Source organism: Streptomyces sp. NPDC047117, from assembly GCF_040643545.1.
In the GTDB taxonomy this organism is placed as follows: domain Bacteria; phylum Actinomycetota; class Actinomycetes; order Streptomycetales; family Streptomycetaceae; genus Streptomyces.
The window spans coordinates 150,327-169,013 of the sequence record NZ_JBEYUN010000007.1 but is presented as its reverse complement, the minus strand read 5'-3'; the positions used below and the strand labels follow the sequence as shown (position 1 = coordinate 169,013).

20 protein-coding genes are annotated in these 18,687 nt (G+C 73.5%); 13 read left to right on the top strand and 7 right to left on the bottom strand.

The window, feature by feature from the left end; translation table 11 throughout:
* The first annotated feature begins 8 nt into the window (after positions 1 to 8).
* The 3 genes from ABZ840_RS15670 to ABZ840_RS15660 are packed head-to-tail and all read left to right on the top strand — an operon-like array spanning position 9 to position 1,021.
* On the top strand, positions 9 to 392 hold the full coding sequence (locus ABZ840_RS15670; RefSeq protein ID WP_361559294.1) for a hypothetical protein: 384 nt from the start codon (positions 9 to 11) through the stop codon (positions 390 to 392).
* A 24-nt stretch (positions 393 to 416) separates the two neighbouring features.
* Positions 417 to 767, top strand: a complete 351-nt coding sequence (locus ABZ840_RS15665; protein WP_361559291.1) for a hypothetical protein — start codon at positions 417 to 419, stop codon at positions 765 to 767.
* The gene (locus ABZ840_RS15660; RefSeq protein ID WP_361559288.1) at positions 764 to 1,021 is read left to right on the top strand and encodes a hypothetical protein; all 258 of its coding nucleotides are present in this window, start codon (positions 764 to 766) and stop codon (positions 1,019 to 1,021) included. Before ABZ840_RS15665 ends, ABZ840_RS15660 begins: the two co-directional genes overlap by 4 nt.
* Before the next feature lie 76 nt (positions 1,022 to 1,097).
* Here the strand turns inward: ABZ840_RS15660 and ABZ840_RS15655 are convergent, their stop codons facing one another.
* Both ABZ840_RS15655 and ABZ840_RS15650 read right to left on the bottom strand, forming a co-directional pair.
* Positions 1,098 to 2,498, bottom strand: a complete 1,401-nt coding sequence (locus ABZ840_RS15655; protein ID WP_361559285.1) for an MFS transporter — start codon at positions 2,496 to 2,498, stop codon at positions 1,098 to 1,100.
* 47 nt (positions 2,499 to 2,545) lie between these two features.
* Positions 2,546 to 2,983 carry a MarR family transcriptional regulator gene (locus ABZ840_RS15650; protein WP_361559282.1) on the bottom strand — a complete coding sequence of 146 codons (438 nt, stop codon included), beginning with the start codon at positions 2,981 to 2,983 and terminating at the stop codon, positions 2,546 to 2,548.
* A 131-nt stretch (positions 2,984 to 3,114) separates the two neighbouring features.
* On the opposite strand from ABZ840_RS15650, the gene ABZ840_RS15645 reads away from it, so the two are divergent.
* The gene (locus ABZ840_RS15645; RefSeq protein ID WP_361559279.1) at positions 3,115 to 3,303 is read left to right on the top strand and encodes a ribbon-helix-helix protein, CopG family; all 189 of its coding nucleotides are present in this window, start codon (positions 3,115 to 3,117) and stop codon (positions 3,301 to 3,303) included.
* 16 nt (positions 3,304 to 3,319) lie between these two features.
* Here the strand turns inward: ABZ840_RS15645 and ABZ840_RS15640 are convergent, their stop codons facing one another.
* The gene (locus ABZ840_RS15640; RefSeq protein WP_361559276.1) at positions 3,320 to 4,792 is read right to left on the bottom strand and encodes an NCS2 family permease; all 1,473 of its coding nucleotides are present in this window, start codon (positions 4,790 to 4,792) and stop codon (positions 3,320 to 3,322) included.
* Positions 4,793 to 5,048: 256 nt separating this feature from the next.
* Here ABZ840_RS15640 and ABZ840_RS15635 point away from each other — a divergent pair, with 256 nt between their 5' ends.
* Positions 5,049 to 5,330: a DUF2530 domain-containing protein gene (locus ABZ840_RS15635; protein ID WP_361559273.1), complete on the top strand. Its 282-nt coding sequence runs from the start codon at positions 5,049 to 5,051 to the stop codon at positions 5,328 to 5,330.
* A gap of 57 nt (positions 5,331 to 5,387) precedes the next feature.
* Here ABZ840_RS15635 and ABZ840_RS15630 read toward each other — a convergent pair whose 3' ends face one another.
* The gene (locus tag ABZ840_RS15630) at positions 5,388 to 8,594 is read right to left on the bottom strand and encodes a molecular chaperone Hsp90 (protein WP_361559903.1); all 3,207 of its coding nucleotides are present in this window, start codon (positions 8,592 to 8,594) and stop codon (positions 5,388 to 5,390) included.
* 391 nt (positions 8,595 to 8,985) lie between these two features.
* Positions 8,986 to 10,032 carry a DUF3027 domain-containing protein gene (locus tag ABZ840_RS15625; protein WP_361559270.1) on the bottom strand — a complete coding sequence of 349 codons (1,047 nt, stop codon included), beginning with the start codon at positions 10,030 to 10,032 and terminating at the stop codon, positions 8,986 to 8,988.
* 405 nt (positions 10,033 to 10,437) lie between these two features.
* Here ABZ840_RS15625 and ABZ840_RS15620 point away from each other — a divergent pair, with 405 nt between their 5' ends.
* The 4 genes from ABZ840_RS15620 (at position 10,438) to ABZ840_RS15605 (ending at position 14,056) form a co-directional block, all read left to right on the top strand.
* Entirely contained in the window at positions 10,438 to 11,823 is a 1,386-nt protein-coding gene (locus tag ABZ840_RS15620; RefSeq protein WP_361559900.1) for an MFS transporter, read from the top strand.
* Between the two features lie 108 nt (positions 11,824 to 11,931).
* Positions 11,932 to 12,447: a hypothetical protein gene (locus tag ABZ840_RS15615; protein ID WP_361559267.1), complete on the top strand. Its 516-nt coding sequence runs from the start codon at positions 11,932 to 11,934 to the stop codon at positions 12,445 to 12,447.
* A 29-nt stretch (positions 12,448 to 12,476) separates the two neighbouring features.
* Entirely contained in the window at positions 12,477 to 13,208 is a 732-nt protein-coding gene (locus tag ABZ840_RS15610; RefSeq protein ID WP_361559264.1) for a futalosine hydrolase, read from the top strand.
* A complete protein-coding gene (locus ABZ840_RS15605; RefSeq protein ID WP_361559261.1) occupies positions 13,205 to 14,056 on the top strand; it encodes a 1,4-dihydroxy-6-naphthoate synthase in 852 nt (283 codons plus the stop codon). The genes ABZ840_RS15610 and ABZ840_RS15605 overlap by 4 nt, the downstream gene beginning before the upstream one ends.
* 58 nt (positions 14,057 to 14,114) lie before the next feature.
* Here the strand turns inward: ABZ840_RS15605 and ABZ840_RS15600 are convergent, their stop codons facing one another.
* Positions 14,115 to 14,498 (bottom strand): cold-shock protein, encoded by a 384-nt coding sequence (locus tag ABZ840_RS15600; protein ID WP_361559258.1) that lies wholly within the window; start codon positions 14,496 to 14,498, stop codon positions 14,115 to 14,117.
* Positions 14,499 to 14,680: 182 nt separating this feature from the next.
* Here ABZ840_RS15600 and ABZ840_RS15595 point away from each other — a divergent pair, with 182 nt between their 5' ends.
* Positions 14,681 to 14,959, top strand: coding sequence for a hypothetical protein (locus tag ABZ840_RS15595; protein ID WP_361559255.1), 279 nt, complete (start codon positions 14,681 to 14,683; stop codon positions 14,957 to 14,959).
* Here the strand turns inward: ABZ840_RS15595 and ABZ840_RS15590 are convergent.
* Positions 14,932 to 15,561: an HAD family hydrolase gene (locus ABZ840_RS15590; protein ID WP_361559252.1), complete on the bottom strand. Its 630-nt coding sequence runs from the start codon at positions 15,559 to 15,561 to the stop codon at positions 14,932 to 14,934. The genes ABZ840_RS15595 and ABZ840_RS15590 overlap by 28 nt on opposite strands.
* A gap of 141 nt (positions 15,562 to 15,702) precedes the next feature.
* Between ABZ840_RS15590 and ABZ840_RS15585 the strand changes: the two genes are divergently transcribed.
* The 3 genes from ABZ840_RS15585 to ABZ840_RS15575 are packed head-to-tail and all read left to right on the top strand — an operon-like array spanning position 15,703 to position 18,643.
* Complete coding sequence (locus tag ABZ840_RS15585; protein WP_361559897.1) at positions 15,703 to 16,731, top strand: iron ABC transporter permease; 1,029 nt, start codon at positions 15,703 to 15,705, stop codon at positions 16,729 to 16,731.
* Positions 16,728 to 17,822, top strand: a complete 1,095-nt coding sequence (locus ABZ840_RS15580) for an iron chelate uptake ABC transporter family permease subunit (RefSeq protein WP_361559249.1) — start codon at positions 16,728 to 16,730, stop codon at positions 17,820 to 17,822. The genes ABZ840_RS15585 and ABZ840_RS15580 overlap by 4 nt, the downstream gene beginning before the upstream one ends.
* Positions 17,819 to 18,643 carry an ABC transporter ATP-binding protein gene (locus tag ABZ840_RS15575; RefSeq protein WP_361559246.1) on the top strand — a complete coding sequence of 275 codons (825 nt, stop codon included), beginning with the start codon at positions 17,819 to 17,821 and terminating at the stop codon, positions 18,641 to 18,643. Before ABZ840_RS15580 ends, ABZ840_RS15575 begins: the two co-directional genes overlap by 4 nt.
* Positions 18,644 to 18,687 lie beyond the last annotated feature (44 nt).

Below are 18,687 nucleotides of genomic sequence, written 5' to 3'. Positions count from 1 at the left end.
CTCTCGCCGTGACGCCAGCAGAAGGGACGGCCATGCCGCCCGCGCCCCGCACCCGCCAGCAGCCACGCATAGGCCGCGAGACGGCCGCGCAGGTCGGCACCCTCGCCGGGCAGATCGGGCTCTCCACCGCCCGCTTCCTCGAAATGCTGCTCGCGGCCTACACGAACCAGCAGATCACCATGGACGACTGCCCGCCCTACACCCGCTCAGGCATCGATCGCCGGCAACTCGACGTAGAGATCGACGAAGCGGTCTGGCACCGAGCCGACCAGCAGCGCAAGAGCGACAACATGAGCAGCATGGGCCCCCTGTGCGAACGGCTGCTCAGTGCCTACGCCAACGAAACCTTCACGATCGGCGTGGTCCGCACCCCTCAAGCCCTCATCGCCTGACCGTCACCAGGAAGAAGGCCGTCCATGACCTCCGCCGCCGTACCCCCCACCGGCCCCGTCGTCCCCCGTCCTGCCAATACTCCCGAGGCGCTCAGGCAGGCCCTCGCCACCGTCGCCCCGGACCGGCTCGACGAAATGGCGGCGAGCAAGGACGAGGCCTTCGCTCAAGCCGTCGAACAACAATCCGTCACCCCGGTAAAGGCCTGGGTTCTCACCTGGGCACGGGACATCGAGATCGCCCGCCGGCCCGACCTCGCCGCCCGCTACCACCACGCCACCAGTCACCTGGAGGACGAGGACCCCGACACCGCCCGGAAGGCTCTCGAAGAACTCACCGCCGTGCTCGATGAAGCACTGGCGGAGGTACGTCAGTGAGCTGGAAGTGGGAGTACGCCTTCGGGGCTGAACAGGCATCCCGTACCGCACCGTCGGAGTTCGTCGCCGCGGTGGAGAAGAAGGCCGCCGAGCTGATGCGGATGTGCGAAGCGAAGTACCTGGACGGCACCCTCCACCAGGACGCCGGCCCCAAGGGCGGCGACATCACCGTCCCTGGCGGGATGTTCCGCTATCAGATCGTCGTCCGCCGCGAACGGGTCTTCATCGTCCAGGTCACCTATCTCGGCTTCTGATCGACAGTTCCCCGCACCCCATCAGGGGCGCGGGGAACCGCGCGAGCAACCGCGGCGGGCCCGCAGGCGGTGGTCGTCACGCCGCCGCTGCCACCCGGTCCCGGGCGGTGGATTCGCGGGGGACGAGGGCGACGTGGCGGTGGCCTCGGCGGAGGTCCAGGCGGAGGCGGAGGCCGCCGATGCGGGCCAGGACCAGGCCGACGCCCACCGCGGCCAGTGCGGAGATCACGCCGCCGGTGAGGAAGCCGATCCGGGCGCCGTACGCGTCGGTGACCCAGCCGACGAGCGGCGCGCCCAGCGGCGTACCGCCCATGAAGACCATCATGAACAGGCTCATCACGCGGCCGCGCATGGCGGGGTCGGTGGCCAGCTGGACGCTGGAGTTGGCGGTGACGTTGATCGTCAGGCCGCACATGCCGATCGGGACGAGCAGGAGCGCGTACAGCCAGAAGTACGGGGAGAGGGACGCCGCGATCTCCAGGACGCCGAAGAGGAGCGCGGCGCCCACCAGGAGGCGGAGGCGGGAGGTGCCGCGCCGCGCCGCGAGCAGCGCGCCGGCCAGCGAACCGGCCGCCATGAGGGTGTTGAGCAGGCCGTACGTGCCGGCGCCCGAGTGGTAGACCTTGTCGACGAAGGCGGTCAGCCAGATCGGGAAGTTGAAGCCGAAGGTCCCGATGAAGCCGACCAGGACTATGGGCCAGATGAGGTCCGGGCGGCCGGCGACATAGCGCAGGCCTTCGCGGAGCTGGCCCTTGCCGCGGGGCACCTGCTTGCCCGGGTACAGCTCGGCGGGCCGCATCATCAGCAGGCCGACGATCGGCGCGATGAAGGACAGGCCGTTGAGCATGAAGGCCCAGCCGCTGCCGACGGCGGTGATCAGTACGCCGGCGACGGCCGGGCCGACCAGCCGCGCCGACTGGAAGTTCGCGGAGTTCAGGCTGACGGCGTTGCGCAGGTCGTCGGGGCCGACCATCTCGGAGACGAACGACTGCCGGGCGGGGTTGTCGACGACGGTCACCAGGCCGAGCAGGAAGGCGACGAGGTAGACGTGCCAGACCTGGACCTGGCCGGTCAGCGTCAGTACCGCGAGGGCGAGTCCCGTGCAGCCCATCGCGGCCTGGGTGAGCAGCAGCAGCTTGCGCTTGGGCAGCCGGTCGGCGATGACGCCGCCGTACAGGCCGAAGAGCAGCATGGGCAGGAACTGCAGGGCCGTGGTGATGCCGACGGCGGCCGAGGAGCCGGTGAGGCTCAGCACCAGCCAGTCCTGGGCGATGCGCTGCATCCAGGTGCCGGTGTTGGAGACGACCTGGCCGGTGGCGAAGAGACGGTAGTTACGGTTGCGCAGTGAGCTGAAGGTGCCCTTGCGCGGCTTGACGGCAGCCGCAGCGGGTTCCGCGGGGGCGTGGGCAGTGCCGGTCCCGCGGTCGTCGTCGGGGTTCGGTGCGGGGGCGGAATCTGTTCCGGATCCCGTACTCAAGTGGGTTCGCCTCCTCGGCGGTCGGTGGCATGACGGTCATCGGCGGCTTACATGTGCGCGAGCTTCTCCAGTACGGGGGCGGCGACGCGCAGCGCCTCCCACTCGTCCTCGTCCAGGCCCGAGGCCAGCTCGGCCAGCCAGACGTTGCGCTTGCGGCGGCTCTCTTCGAGCATCTCCTCCGCCTGCTCCGTCTGCATGACCACCTTCTGGCGCCGGTCGTCGGGGTGCGGCTCCAGCCGGACCAGCCCCTTGGCTTCGAGCATCGCCACGATGCGGGTCATCGACGGCGGCTGGACGTGCTCCTTGCGGGCCAGCTCACCGGGGGTGGCGGTACCGCAGCGCGCGAGGGTGCCCAGCACCGACATCTCGGTGGGGCTCAGCGATTCGTCGACCCGCTGGTGCTTGATCCGGCGGGACAGGCGCATGACGGCGGACCGCAGCGCGTTCACGGCGGCATCGTCGTCACCGAGGGACAGTTCCGGCATGTTTGTTAGCGTAACTCATTACTCTCGCTAAAGAAAGTCGAGGGACGCAGGACTACATGCATCACCCAAACGAGTGAGAGGGTGGCGGAAAGTGACGCGCCAGAACGGGCCGGACGTGGAACGTTGACCGCATGGGATCGAGAGTGCTCAGCCTTCGCGTCGAGAGTGAGCTGCTGGAGCGCATCGGACAGCACGCGGCCAAACGCGGCATGAGCGTCCAGGATTACGTGATCCGGACGCTCATGCGCGAGGACTTCGACGAACGCTTCAAGACGTCGGTCGAGGAAACGGAGCGGTTCTACGCCGCTCCGCCGATATAGCCGAGGGAGCCAGTGACTACTTCAGGCCGAGCGCCTGCTCGATCGGGTTGAGCAGGAAGTAGACCAGGAAGCAGAGGCCGACGACGTTCAGCAGCCACGGGACCTGCCGGAAGCGGCCGGTCGCGGCGCGCAGCAGGATGTAGGCCACGACACCGATACCGATACCGGTGGTGATGCTGTACGTGAACGGCATCGAGACGATCGTCAGGAACGCCGGGATGCCGACCGTGAAGTCGCTCCAGTCGATCTCGCGGACGTTGGACGCCATGATCAGGAATCCGACGACGAGCAGGGCGGGCGTGGCGGCCTGCGACGGCACGACCGTGGCGAGCGGGTTGAAGATCAGCGTGAGCAGGAAGAGTCCGCCGGTCACGACGTTCGCGAGGCCCGTACGGGCCCCCTCGCCGACGCCCGCGGTGGATTCAACAAAGCAGGTGTTGGCCGAGCAGGAGCCGAGGCCGCCGCCCGCGACGCCGATGCCGTCCAGCATCAGAATCCGGCCCATGCGCGGCAGCTGCCCGTTCTCGTCGGTCAGGCCGGACTCCTCGCCGACGCCGATGATCGTGCCCATCGCGTCGAAGAAGCCGGAGAGCAGCACGGTGAAGACGAAGAGGCAGCCGGTGAGGATGCCGACCTTCTGGAAGCCGCCGAAGAGGCTGATCTGACCGACCAGGCCGAAGTCGGGGGTGCCGACCAGCGCGTCCGGGATCTTCGGCACGGCCAGGCCCCAGGCGCTGTCCGGCAGCCCCGCGATGGTGTTGATGATGATCGCGACGACCGTCATGACGACGATCCCGATGAGGATCGCGCCCTTGGTCTTCCGCACGGTCAGCACGAACATCAGCGCCAGGCCGAGGACGAAGACCAGTACCGGCCAGCCCTGGAGCTGGCCGCCGGTGCCCAGGCCGAGCGGCACGGTGGTGTGCGCGGAGTCCGGATTGCGGGTGACGAAGCCGGAGTCGACCAGGCCGATCAGGCTGATGAAGAGGCCGATGCCGATGGCGATGGCGCGGCGCAGCCCGTTGGGGATCGCGTCCATGACGCGCTGCCGCAGGCCCGAGGCGACCAGGATCATCAGCACGATGCCGGCCCAGACGACCATGCCCATCGCGTCCGGCCAGGTCATCTGGGGCGCGAGCTGGAGCGAGACCAGCGCGTTGATGCCCAGCCCGGCGGCGAGCGCGATCGGGACGTTGCCGATGACGCCCATCAGGACGGTGGTCAGGCCCGCCATCAGCGCGGTGGCGGTGACCAGCTGGGCGTTGTCCAGGTGGTGCCCGTTCATGTCCTGCCCGCCGGCCAGGATGATCGGGTTCAGGATCACGATGTAGGCCATCGCGAAGAAGGTGGCCAGACCGCCGCGCACCTCACGGGCGACCGTGGAGCGGCGTTCGGAGATCTGGAAGAACCGGTCGAAACCGTTCTTGGGCTCGGGCGTGGCGCCGGACGGGGAATCGGCGTCGGCCTCGGTGGTGGCCGGGGTGGGCATCGGTGGGGACCTCAGTGGTACGGGCCTGGGGAGGCGCGGGCGGCCCGGTTCCCGGACCACACAGACGATCGGATCAGTTTTGTTCTATCAGACGAGAGAAACCGGTCAGATCCGGAAAGGTTCAGTATGAATAAACAAATCGATGATCGCTATCTCCGCGCGTAGACCCTTGGGCCGACCGGGTCGGGGCGGGTTCCGGCACGGTTCGCGAGTGCCGGGGACAACCGGCGGACCGGCCCGCCGTAAGCTTGGTGGTATGTGGAAGAAGTCCGAACTGCGCGAGGCCCCCGCCCCCCTGGAAGGGCCCGTGGTCGCCACCGTCACCGGCGGCACCGTCATCTGGTTCGTGCTCTTCCTCGCCCAGCTGCCCTTCTACGGCTGGTTCGACGACCGGGGCACCACCTGGTGGGTCTGGACCTGCCTGGCCGGCGGCGGCCTCGGACTGCTCGGCATCTGGTACGTCCGCAAGCGCGACGCCGCCATAAAGCGCGACGCGGCCGCGAAAAGCGACGGGGGCCAGGCCGTCTCCGACGCCTGACCCCCGGGTGAGCCGGGCCCCCGCGTCCTCGCGGAGGCCCCTCGAAGCACCTCTCCGTCAGTCGAACCAGCGCGCCCGCGCCAGCTCCTCCGTGCGCGTCGGGTCCTCCAGCAGCGCCGCCACCTCGAAGCGGCGCGGCCACTGCCCCGTCGCCCAGGCCAGCCCGGCCGCCACGCCCTCGAACGTGGCCGCGTGCACCGTGCCGTCGGCGGCGCGCAGCCAGTCCAGCTCGGTGTCCCCGCCGTCCGCGGCCACCAGCAGTTCGTCGTGCTCGACGTACGTACCGGGCGTGTCGGGGCCCAGCAGCACGCGTACCGCCTCCGGCACCTCGCGCACCGTGCCCTCGCTCCGCACCTCGGCGGCGCACTCCTCGCTCAGCCGCCGTACCTGGAGCAGCTCGGCCAGCGCGGCGGCGCGGCCCGGGCTGACCGGCAGCAGCGGCCGGTCACCGGCCAGCGGCAGCAGGTCGGGCGCGTCCGCGATGACCGCGTCGGCCGCGTCCACCACCCGCACCGCGTCCCCCACCACGGCCCGCAGCTCGTCCGGCAGCGTCACCTGCTCGGGGTCCATCCCCGCCAGCGCGCCGTACAGGGCGTGCAGCTGAGCGGCCGTCACCCGGGCGTCCTCGTCGGCCAGCCGCCCGAGCAGTTCGGCGGCGCCGCCCGGCTCGTCCAGCAGCGCCTCCACCGAGGTCCGTACGCCCAGGGCGCGCAGCACCTGCGGGTCGACCTCGCCGGCGTCCGCCGCCTCGTACAGGCCCGCCAGCAGCGGGTCGCCGCCCGCGGAGCGCAGGCCTGCCGGGCGCCGCCCGTCGAGCACGGGGTGGCCGCGCAGCCACCACGCCGTGTACGGGCGCACCGTCTCCGTCGTGCCGTCCGGGAGCAGGACCCGTACCGGTGCGGTCAGCGCGTCCCGCAGCGGCGGCTGCGACAGCATGGCCAGCACCTGCGGCCAGGCGTCGTCGTCGACCAGGTCCAGGTCCCGTACGGCGACGATCTCGGTGGCGACCGGCGGTACGGGCGTCTCGGGCAGTCCGTCGAGGACGTCCTCGCACCACACGTCCACCGCGTCCAGCAGCCCAATGTCGTCCGGCTCGGCGAAGTCGCCGTCCCGGGGCTCCAGCTCGTCCGGGTCCAGGACCACGTCCTGGGCGCGGACCAGCGCGAAGTCCGCCAGCACGCCCACCGCGGTCAGCGGCTGCTCGCCCCAGCGGGCCGCCAGCTCCTCGTCGACACAGGCCAGTTCGCCGTCCCGGATGACCCGCTCGAACGCGCTGCCCGGATAGACCAGCTCCCCGGCCGGGGCCGGCTCGCCGTCCTCGTCGGGAAGCGCCAGCGCGCCCAGCCACGGCTCGTCGCCCGGGGCCAGCCCCGCGTCGCGGACCAGCCCGAGCACGGCCTCGGCCAGCTCCTCGCCCGCCAGCGCGCCGCCGGGCCCGTCCGCCGTCTCCTCGGCGAAGACGTCGTACTCGTCCTCCGCGTCCTCCAGGGAGTGCGCGACGGCCGCGCGTACCTGGGGAGTCGTCAGGACGGCGCGCGGCGTGGCGGGCACCGCGCCCAGCTTCTCCAGCAGCGGGTGGACCGCGTCCGGGTGCGCGACCTTCAGCCCCAGCCGGGCCAGGGTCCGGTGCCGGGACGCCGTTTCCGTGCCCTCCTCCCGGAGCGGCAGCAGCACCTGGCGGGGGCCGATCGTCGTCCGGACTCCCCCGGTCTCCTCGGCCGGCCCGCCCGCGAGCGGTACGGGAAGCCCGCTCAGCCGGTCCGGGTCGGTGCCGGCGAGCGAGGCGTACAGCCGCCGCCACCAGGACGGCGCGCGCTCCACCCCGGCCAGCCGGTCGACGACCTCGCCCAGCGGCACCCGGGCCACGCCCAGCGCGCGCAGCTCGGGCCGCCGCTCCAGGCCTGCGGGGAGCAGGCTGGGGAACAGCTCGGCCAGGACGGCGACGGTCTCGGCGCCCGCGCCCTCGACCAGTTCGGCCTCGACGGGGCGCAGCACGTACGGCCCGTCGGCCTCGGTGCCGGCCGGTTCGTCGGCCTCCGGCCAGGTGCCGAGCGCGCGGTCGGCCTCGCGGCGCACCGCGGTGCCGGTGCCGGCGCCGGGCAGGAACGGCACCCTCGGCAGCCGCTCCAGCACCAGCCGCCGCAGCTCGCCGTCCAGGCCGCCCTTGCCCAGCGGCCCCGGCACCAGGTCGATGGTGCCGACGGAGGCCGGCTCCCAGTCCCGGAGCAGCGTGGCGTAGGCGTCGGCGGCGCGCTCGGTCACGAAGTCGGCGAGCGGGCCGGGCGCGACGTGCCGGCGGGTCGGCTCCAGCGGCAGCGACGCGATGAGCAGCGCGGGCAGGCCCAGCGGCTCGTCGGTGGGGGTCGGCGCGTGCACGACGGGCGCGGTGGCCGGGCGCACCGGCTCGCCCTCGGCGTTCACCGGCACCGCCCAGGTCACCGACCAGGCGGGCCGCAGCCGTTCCTCGACGGGGCGGTCACCCAGCAGTGCGGGCTCCAGGGCGCCGCCGTCGGAGGCGACGCGCCAGCGGACCGTGCCGCGCGCGCTGTCCTCGATCACGACGTACGGGCCGTCCGCGCCGCGCCGCAGCGTACGGGCGCCCTCGGCCGTCTCGATGACGATCTCGGCCAGGCCCGGCAGGGTCAGCAGCAGCGCGTCGTCGACGGCGGCCAGCAGACGGTGCGTCAGGTCCTCGGCGGCGCCGTCCCGCAGCGGCAGCACCACGGCGGTGTCGTACCCCTCGGGGGCCGTGCCCTCGGCGGGCAGCGGCAGCCGGAGCAGCGGTACGTGGCCGTCCCGGCGGCGCAGTTCGTTGCCCAGGCCCGGGCTGTGGGCCGCGACGTCCAGCGCCATGGAGCGCGCCTCGGCCAGCGACCAGCGCACGCCGCCGGTCCGCCCGACCACCGCCGGCTCGTCGGTCACGGCCAGCACGGCGGCGAAGCCGACGCCGAAGCGGCCGACCGCGCCCGCCGCCGCGTCGCTGTCCCGCTTGGCGGAGGCGCGCAGGGTGGACAGCGACTCGACGCCCGTGGCGTCCAGCGGCGCGCCGGTGTTGGAGGCCACCAGGACCGGGTGCGTGCCGTCCTCGCCCGGGTGCAGCGTCAGGCGGAGCCGGCCCGGCACCCCGGCGCGTGCGGCCGCGTCGGCGGCGTTCTGCGCCAGCTCGACCACGAGCCGGTCGCGGTACCCGCCGAGCGCGAGGTCCTCCTCGGCGTTGGCATCCTCGCGGAACCGGGCCGGGGAGCCGGCCCAGGCGTCCAGCACGCCCCGCCGCAACCGCGCGGCTCCGAAGGGGTCCGCACCATCGACGGGATTCCGGACGGTCGCCCTACGGCTCACGACTGCTCCCTCGCACACAGCTTCCCGCCCCGCGGCGGCTTCGCACGTCATTCTTCCGCCTCGGGTGCCCCGCGAACGGCCGGGGTACGACACGCCTCGCCAACGGGCTGAGAACGAGGGGGTCCGCGACCGGAGCGCGCGTCGAGCCGCACGTCGCACCGGCGTACGCCGCGTGCGGTGCCGGGCGGGCGTGCGCCGGGGTTCGGCCCTCGGCCGCGGCGGCCCGGCGTACGTCGGCCGACGCCGGCCTTCCGGGCACGCGGCGTCCCCGGCCCGGCGCCCGCGCGCGGCAGCGGCGGGCCGGCGTCCCGGTGGGTCAGCTGTGGCCGAGCTCCTCGGCGGGTTCGCCCTCCGAGACGGAGCCGCCGGTGCGGTCCGGGCGGAGCGGCATGGGCTCGACGACGGTCTCGTCGATGACCGGCGGGGCCGGGCGCGGCGGCTTGGGCATCACGGCGGCCTCGGAGTGGCCGCCGCAGCCGTACGCCAGCGAGACGACCCGGCCGTCCGCCGGGGAGAACTCGTTCGCGCAGACGCCGAAGGCCTGCCGGAGCGAACCGGCGAGCGGGACGAGGAAGCCGCAGCTCATGCATGCGGCGGGCGCGGCCTGCGCCATCGGGGTCTTGGCGCCGTACGCCTCCTCCCAGCGGTCGGCCGCCGTGTGCAGGCCGTACCGGGAGAGGACCCGGGCACGGCCCATGCCCAGCTCCTCGGCGACCGCGGCGATGCTGCCGCGGGCCGGCACGGTGGCCTGGTGCGCGGGGGTGCCGGCGACCACGTCGGCGTCCTCGGCCTCGGCCAGCTCGGCGAGCGGGCCGCGGCGCGCCTCGGCGTCCTCGTCGGCACTCGCGGCGGCCTCGGTACCGGCGCTCCGCGCGGCACGTGCCGCGTCGGCGCGGTCCGCCGCGGTCGGGCCGGCCGCGTCCGCGTCGGGCGAACCGGGGGCGACGGGCGGGACGCCCACGCCGCCGTTGTCGCCGAACGTCTCGTCGGCCGCGAAGCCGGGCTCCAGCCGCAGGTCCTCGGACTCGGTGGGCAGCAGGTCGCCCGGGCCCATGTCACCGGGGCGCAGCCGCTCGCTCCACGGCACCCACTCGGGTGCCAGCAGCGCGTCGGGGCCGGGCAGCAGCACCGACTCGTCGAGCGTGACGACCTTGGCGCGGGAGGCGCGGGCGACGGTGACGGCCCAGCGCCAGCCCCGGTACCCGGGCTCCTTGCATTCGAACAGATGGGTGACGACGCGGTCCCCGTCGGCCACTGCGTCGACGTGCTCACCGACCATGCCCGGCAGGGCGGCCTCCTCGGCCGCCCCGCGGGCGAGTTCGACGGCCTCGGCGCAGAGGCGGTCGGGCGTACGGCTTCGCATCGCAGCACTCACAAGAATCGATTCTCTCTTCCACGCCGTCTCACGAGCGCGCCGGCCGGAGCCGTCCTGAACCTGTCCGGACGACCGACGGGCCGGGGCGGGCGGAGCGGACCTGGGGACCGCGTCGACGTCCGCGCCCGATCAGCCCTCCAGAAGCAGCGCGCCTATACGAACCATTCTGCGGGATCGCGGCAAGGCGCGCGGCCAAGAGCGACCGCCGGTGGCGCGCTACACACGCTACCCCTTCAATCGTGTACGACCCCCCGGCGGGAGCGGCAAATGTCACCGGCAGCCGCCACGGGCCCCTCCGCCGCCCCCCGCACGCCCGGGAAGGAACCCGTGGAAACTCGTGGAAACTGGCATCACCTGGGCGAGTTGAGGGGCCGTTTCGGGCACTATGACGACGTGGCCGCCGCCAGGGCATCGACCGAGGGCAGCGGCCCGGTCCGTGGCGCGGGCCGGGCCGTCGGCCGCGCGAGCCGGGCCGCCGGGGCCGCGGTACGCCGTCCGTTCGCCGCTTCCGGGCGCGCCGTCCGCCGCGCGACACACGCGCACGGCGCGGGCGAGTCGGGCCTCGGAAAACTGATCGAACTGCACGCGGTGAACTCCGCGGGCGACATGCTGATCACCGTCGCGCTCGCCTCGACCGTCTTCTTCTCCGTCCCCACGGACCAGGCGCGCGGCCGGGTGGCCCTGTACCTGGCGGTCACCATGGCGCCGTTCGTGCTCCTCGCGCCCGTCGTCGGGCCACTGCTGGACCGGGTGCCGCACGGCCGGCGCGCCGCGATGGCCGGGGCGATGCTGGCCCGCGCGGTGCTGGCGCTCACGATGTCGGGCGCGGTGGCCACGGGCGGCCTGGAGCTGTATCCGGCCGCGCTCGGCGTGCTGGTGTCGTCCAAGGCGTACGGCGTGGTCCGTTCGGCCGTGGTGCCCCGGCTGCTGCCGCGCCGCTTCTCCCTGGTGAAGGCCAATTCGAGAGTCACCCTGGCCGGGCTGCTGGCCACCGGGCTGGCGGCGCCGCTGGGCGCCGGGCTGCATCTGCTCGGCCCGGCCTGGCCGCTGTACGGCGCGTGCGCGGTGTTCGTCGCAGGCACGTTTCTCTCCTTTTCGCTGCCGCACAAGGTCGACTCGGCGCGGGGCGAGGCACGGATTCCTCCGGCGCGGCGGACGCGCCGCCCGCGGCCCGGGCTGCGCACCGTCGGCGGGTCCGTCCTGCGCGGCCTCCGGGCGAACTCCGCGCTGCGCGCGCTCTCCGGCTTCCTCACCTTCTTCCTCGCGTTCCTGCTGCGCGAGCACCCGCTGGGCGGGCTGAGCCCGGCGGTGTCGCTGGGGGTGGTGGCGGTGGCGGCGGGGGCCGGGAACGCGCTGGGCACGGCGGTCGGGGCCTGGCTGCGGGCGCGCGGCCCGGAGGTGATCATCGCGGTGGTGCTGGCGCTGGCGCTCGGCGTGACGGTGGCCGCCGCAGCCCTGCACGCCGTACTGGCGAGCGTGATGATCACCGCCACCGCCGCCGCTGCCGGGCTCTGCCAGGCGCTGGGGAAGCTGTCGCTGGACGCGCTGATCCAGCGGGACGTCCCGGAGTCCTTCCGCAACTCGGCCTTCGCCCGCTCCGAGACGGTGCTCCAGCTGTCGTGGGTGGTGGGCGGCGGGCTGGGCATCGCGCTGCCGCTGCACGGAGTCCTGGGCCTCGCCGTGGCCGCCGGCGTACTGGCCCTGGCCGCCGCCACGACCGTACGGGGGCTCCTCGCCGCGGCCCACGGGCACGGCGCGGCGCGCCCCCGTGTGGCGTAATCCCCGGGGCGTGCGCGGCGCCCCCGCGTGGCGTAACCCGCTCCACACGGAGCAGCGCGCACCGTACCCCGGCGTCGTGCGGGCCCGGCGGCCAGATAGCCTGCCCGCATGACCGCGTTCTCCTCCTCGCTCCGGGGCAAGGGCCGCCGTGCCGCCGCCGCCGCGGGCGCCGTGTCCCTGGGACTGCTCGTCCTCTCCGCCTGTGACCAGCCCACGCCGCGGGCGACCGTGACCGCCGGCCAGGACTCCGTCACGGCCGAAGCCTCCTGCTACGAGGACGGCAAGACCATCGGCGACCTCACCTCCAAGAACAAGGCGGAGCAGGCCAAGTTCGAGAAGTGCATGACGGCGAAGCCGGACCAGACGATCACCATTCACCCCGGTGACAAGGTCCGCCTCGGCGTCGAGCCGGACATGGCCGAGCAGGGCTGGATCGCCATGGCGAACGGCATGCCGGTGACCAGCCTGAGCAAGCAGACCTACACGTCGGTCGAGGGCGACCGGGTCTTCTACAACCAGCAGACCCAGCAGATGGCCGACTCCGCGACGATCTCGATCATGACGTCCAAGGGTGGCAAGTACACCGGCGTCTGGAACATCAAGCTCGAGCGCGCCTCCTCCTGAGCGCCGCTCCTGAACCGCCCGGTCACCTGATGCGCATCCTGGTCGTCACCGCCGTCCCCGCCGAACGCGACGCGGTCACCGCCGCGACGGCGGGACGGCCCGAGCGCATCGCCGTGCCGGGCGGTTTCGCGTTGCACCGCACCGTGCGGTCCGACTCCCCCGGGGGCCCGTTCGCCCTCGACGCCCTCGCCGCCGGCGTGGGCCCGGCCGCGGCCGCCGCCGGCACCGCCACGGCCCTCACGGCCGCCGCGCTGTCCCCCTCGGCCTCGTACGACCTCGTCGTCTCGGCCGGCATCGGCGGCGGCTTCGCGCCCGGCGCGCCCGTCGGCTCGCTGGTCGTCGCGGAGGAGATCGCGGCAGCCGACCTCGGCGCCGAGACGCCCGACGGCTTCCTGCCGGTCACCGCGCTCGGCTTCGGCACCGACGCGCACCGCCCGCCCGAGGACCTGGTCGCGGCCGTTGCCGCGGCCACCGGCGCGCTGCCCGGCACCGTCCTGACCGGCTCCACCGTCACCGGCAGCACGGCCCGCGCCGAGGAGCTGCTGGCCCGCCACCCGCGCGCGCTCGCCGAGGCCATGGAGGGCTTCGGCGTCGCCGAGGCCGCCGCGGCGCACGGCCTGCCCGTGCTGGAACTCCGTACGATCTCCAACCCCGTCGGCCCGCGGGACCGCGCCGCCTGGCGGATCGGGGAGGCGCTCGCCGCCCTCACCGCCGCCTTCGCCGATCTGCCGCGAGCCCTGCACTCAAGGAGCACGCCATGAGCCAGGCGCTCAAGATCGCGTTTTCGCCCTGCCCGAACGACACCTTCGTCTTCCACGCCTGGGCGCACGGCAAGGTCCCCGGCGCCACCGCGCCCGAAGTCACCTTCGCGGACATCGACCTCACCAACGGCATGGCCGAGCGCGGCGAGCTGGACGTGCTGAAGGTGTCCTACGCCGAACTGCCCTGGGTCCTGGACGAGTACGCGCTGCTGCCCTGCGGCGGCGCGCTCGGCCGCGGCTGCGGGCCGCTGGTGCTCACCAAGGACGCGGCCACGCCGGCCGACCTCAAGGGCCGTACGGTCGCCGTGCCCAGCGAGCGCTCCACCGCGTACCTGCTGTTCCGGCTGTGGGCCGCCGACCAGGTGCCCGGCGGTGTGGGCGAGGTCCGGGTCATGCCGTTCGACGAGATCATGCCGGCGGTGCGGGACGGACTCGTCGACGCGGGGCTGGTCATCCACGAGGCCCGCTTCACGTACCAGAACTTCGGCCTGACCTGCCTGGCCGACATGGGCGAGCACTGGGAGACCACGACCGGGCTGCCGATCCCGCTCGGCGCGATCATCGCCAAGCGGTCGCTGGGCGAGGAGACGCTGCGCGAGCTGGCCCGGACGATCACGACGTCCGTACGGATGGCGTGGGAGGACCCCGAGGCCTCGCGCGCCTGGGTCCTGGAGCACGCGCAGGAGATGGACCCGGCCGTCGCGGACCAGCACATCGGGCTGTACGTGAACGAGTTCAGCGCGGACCTGGGCGAGGACGGCTACGCGGCGGTGCGCGGGCTGCTCACCCGTGCCGCGGCCGAAGGGCTCGTACCGCCCCTCGGCCCGGATGCGCTGAAGTTCGTATGACAGCCGGCCCCCGCGGGACCTCCCGCGGGGGTGCTTCGGGACGGCCGGTCCGCCGTCCTCAGACGTCCAGCTGGTCGGCGACGGCGCGCAGCATGCCGGCGATCTTGCCGCCGTGCGCCCTGTCGGGGTAGCGCCCGCGCTCCAGCTGCTGCGCGACGCCTTCCAGGAGCGTGGTGAGGTCCTGCACGATCGAGGCGAGCTCGTCGGGCTTGCGCCGCTGGGCCGCCGCGACGGAGGGGGCGGGGTCGAGGAGGGTCACCGAAAGCGCCTGGTCACCACGTTGGCCCGCCACTACGCCGAATTCGACGCGCTGGCCCGGCTTGAGTGCGTCCACGCCGGCGGGCAGCACCGAAGAGTGCACGAAGACGTCACCGCCGTCGTCGCGGGAGAGAAAGCCGAAGCCCTTCTCGCTGTTGAACCACTTGACCTTGCCGGTAGGCACGTCTGTCCTCGTCCTCGTACTCGTCGGGAAAAATGGGGGGTAGCTGCGCACACAACAGCTCTGGATAGCAATGCAGCGGGTCTGCGGACCCGCCGGCACCAAGGCTAATGGTCCGGGGCCTGGTGACAAGACGTCGCCGGGTGGTTCCTCAACGCTTCCGAGCGGGGACTTACCCTGGTCGTGTGTCTGACAATCCTCCCGTCCGGGGTGCGGCCCCGGCGGTCACCGAAGGTCCGCGCGCCGGGGACGCTCTCGTCCGGATCGGCGCGATCGTGTTCCTTATTGGCGCCTTCGCCACGCTCGCGACGATGACGCCCCTTTTCCTCGGCTCCGCCCCGTTGCCGCCCGTCTTCTACTGGGTCTGCATGCTCATGGGCGCGGGCTTCCTGATCGCCGCGGCCGGAGTGCTGCGCTCGATCGCGGCGCAGCGGCGTCAGGCCCGCGAAGCGTCCGCGAGGTAGCCCTCCAGCCAGGCCGGGAAGGCGGACAGGCCGGGCAGGACGACGTCCGCGCCGGCTTCCCGCAGCTCCTCCTCGGAGCACGGGCCGGTGGCCACCGCGACCGAGAGCGCGCCCGCCGCCCGGGCACCGCGCACGTCGCCGGTGTGGTCGCCGACGTAGACGCTCGCGCCGTACTCGCGCAGCGCCTCGGCCTTGCCCTCCGCCCACAGCGAGCCGACGACCGCGTCGGCGTTGATGTCCAGGTGCTTCAGGTGCAGCTTGGCGTTGGGCTCGTACTTGGCGGTGACGACGATGGCGCGCCCGCCCAGCCGCTGTACGCCCGCGATGGCCTCGCGCGCACCCTCCATGGCGAGCGTGCCGGTGATGGCGTGCTCGGGGTAGAGCGCGCGGTAGCGGTCGGCGATCTCCGCGACCTGCTCCTCGGGGTACCAGTTGCGGATCTCCTGCTCCAGCGGCGGCCCGAGCCGGCTGGTGACGAGGTCGGTGTCGATGTACGTCCCCGTGGCCGCGGAGAGCGCCGCGTAGGCGTCCTTGATGCCCGGCCGGGAGTCGATCAGGGTCATGTCGAGGTCGAAGCCGACCGTCAAGGTGTGCGTGGCCATGACACCCATTGTGCCTCTGGCACGCATGGCCACGGACCGTACACTTAGCGGAGCCTTACCTTCATCCTCCGTAGGCGTACGCCTCCCCCTCCGTACGCCTACGCGCTCCACCTGAACACTGCGCTCCGCGGAATGGAACCGATGTCAGTCGCCCTGGCCGGCAGCCCCAGAAGCTCTCTGGCGCGACGCCGCATCTGCTGGACTGCCGCAGCGTCGCTCGCACTGCTGCTCGCGGTGCTCCTCTCCCTCGCGGTGGGCAGCCGCGCGATCGCGCCCCGCGAGGTGCTCGACGCGCTCTTCTACGGGGGCGACAGCGAGGCGGCGCAGATCGTGCTGTTCCTGCGGCTGCCGCGCACCCTCGTCGGGGTACTGGTCGGCGCCGCGCTCGCGCTGGCCGGCACGGCGATGCAGGGCATCACCCGCAACCCGATCGCGGACCCCGGCGTCCTCGGCATCAGCCAGGGCGCCTCGGCCGCCGTGGTCCTGGCCATCGCCTTCGCGGGCGTGCACTCGCTCTCCGGGTACGTCGGCGTCGCCTTCGCCGGTGCCGCGCTCGCGGCCGTCTTCGTGTACGCCGTCGCCGCGCGCGGCCGCGGCGGTGCCACCCCCGTGAAGCTCGCGCTGGCCGGCGCCGCGATCAACGCGCTGCTGGTCGCGGTGACCATGGCGGTGCTGACGACCAGGTCGGCCGCGCTGGACGAGTTCCGGTTCTGGCAGGTCGGCTCGCTGACCGGCCGGGACGCCGCCGTGGCCGCCCAGATCTGGCCGTTCCTGCTGGTGGGCGCGGTGCTGGTGGTCGTCGTCGCGCGCGGCCTGGACGCCCTGGCGCTCGGCGAGGACGTCGCGAAGGGGCTGGGCCAGAAGGTCGCCACCGTACGGATCGTGGGCGGGCTCGGCGCCGCCGTGCTGACCGGCGCGGGCGTCGCGGCGGCCGGCCCGGTCGCCTTCGTCGGCCTCGCCGTGCCGCACCTGGCCCGCGCCCTCGTCGGCAGCGACCACCGCTGGGTGCTGCCGACCGCCGCGCTGATCGGCCCGGTGATGGTGCTGGTCGCCGACACCGTGGGCCGCGTCCTCTTCCCGCCCTCGGAGGTGCCGGCCGGGGTGATGACGGCCCTGATCGGCGTCCCGTTCCTGGTCACGCTGGTCCGCCGGAAGGCGGTGGCGGCATGACCTCCACCTCCGCCACTCAGGCCCCTCCGGCCCCGATACGCCCGGCCGGCTACGCACTGCTGCGCGCCGGCCGGACCGCCTTCCTTATCCACCGCAGGGCCGCGCTCGTCGCCGCCGTGCTCACCCTCGTACTGGCCGCCGGCTGCGTCGCGTACCTCTCCCTCGGCGAGCACGCCGTCGCGCCCGCCGAGGTGATCAAGGTCGTACTCGGCCACCCCTCGCCCGACGAGCTGGTGATCGGCACGCTGCGGCTGCCCCGGATGTGCGTCGGGCTGCTGGCCGGCGCCGCCTTCGGCGTGGCCGGCGCGCTCATCCAGACCGTCGCGCGCAACCCGCTCGCCAGCCCCGACATCATCGGCGTCACCCAGGGCGCGAGCGCGTTCACCGTCGGCGCGATGACCTTCGGCATCGGCTCGTACGCCGTCCTGCCGTACCTGTCCGTCGCGGGCGGCCTGCTCGCCGCCGCGCTGGTCTACGTCTTCGCCTGGCGCGGCGGGCTGCACGCCACCCGTTTCGTCCTCATCGGCATCGGCTTCGCCGTCGCCCTCCGCTCGGTCACCCAGCTGTTCCTGACCAAGGGCGACTACCTCGTGGCGCAGAAGGCGCAGGTCTGGATGGTCGGCTCGCTCAACGGCCGGGGCTGGGCCGAGGCCGTGCCGCTCGCCTGGGCGCTGCTCGTCCTGATCCCCTGCGTCCTGTGGGCGGCCCGCGCGCAGCGCACCGTCTCGATGGACGACGACACCGCGACCGCGCTCGGCGTACGGCTGGGCCGCACCCGGCTCGGCCTGGCCACGCTCGGGGTGCTGCTGGCCGCGCTGGCCACCGGCGCCGCAGGCCCTGTCGACTTCGTGGCGCTGCTGGCGCCGCAGATCGCCCGCCGGCTGACCCGTACCGCGCAGATACCGCTGCTCTGCTCGGCGCTGCTGGGCGCGTGCGTCGTGGTCCTCGGCGACCTGCCGGCCCGCACGCTGTTCGCGCCGACCGAGCTGCCGGTCGGCGTGCTGACCGCGGCCATCGGCGCCCCCTACCTGATCCATCTGCTCGTGAGAGGGCACAGCGCCCGGCGCCGTGCCGCGGGAGGAAGCGCGTGACCACCATCGACGACCGCACCGCGAGCAGGCTCACCGCCCGCGGGCTGACCCTCGCCTACGAGGACCGCACGGTCGTCGACGGGCTGGACCTGGACGTCCCGCACGGCGCCGTCACCGTCGTCGTCGGGCCTAACGCCTGCGGCAAGTCCACGCTGCTGCGGGCGCTGGGGCGGCTGCTGAAGCCGCGCGGGGGCGCGGTGCTGCTGGACGGTACGGACCTCGCCCGCATCCCCACCAAGAAGATCGCCCAGTCGGTCGGCCTGCTGCCGCAGACGCCCGTCGCACCCGAGGCGATCACCGTCGCCGACCTCGTCGCCCGCGGCCGCCAGCCGCACCAGCGCTGGTGGCAGCAGTGGTCGGAGGCGGACGAGCGGGCGGTCACCGAGGCGATGGACCGTACGGACGTCCTCGAGCTGGCAGACCGGCCCGTCGACGCGCTCTCCGGCGGCCAGCGGCAGCGCGTCTGGATCGCCATGGCCCTCGCCCAGGAGACCGACCTGCTCCTCCTGGACGAGCCCACCACCTACCTGGACATCTCCCATCAGGTCGAGGTGCTGGACCTGGTGCGCCAGCTGAACCACGAGCGCGGCCGCACCGTCGTCGCCGTCCTGCACGACCTCAACCAGGCCGCGCGCTACGCCGACCACCTGGTGGCGATGAGGGCCGGGCGGATCGTCGCCCAGGGCCCGCCCGCCGAGACGGTCACCGCCGAGCTGGTCCACGACGTCTTCGGCCTCGACTCGGTCGTCGTCCCCGACCCCGTGACCGGCTCCCCGCTGGTCGTCCCCGGCCGGCCCTGGCAGTCCCCCGCCGACGGCTGACCGTCCCTCCCGGTTTCCGTTGCCTGCCCTCGGCTTCGGGGCCT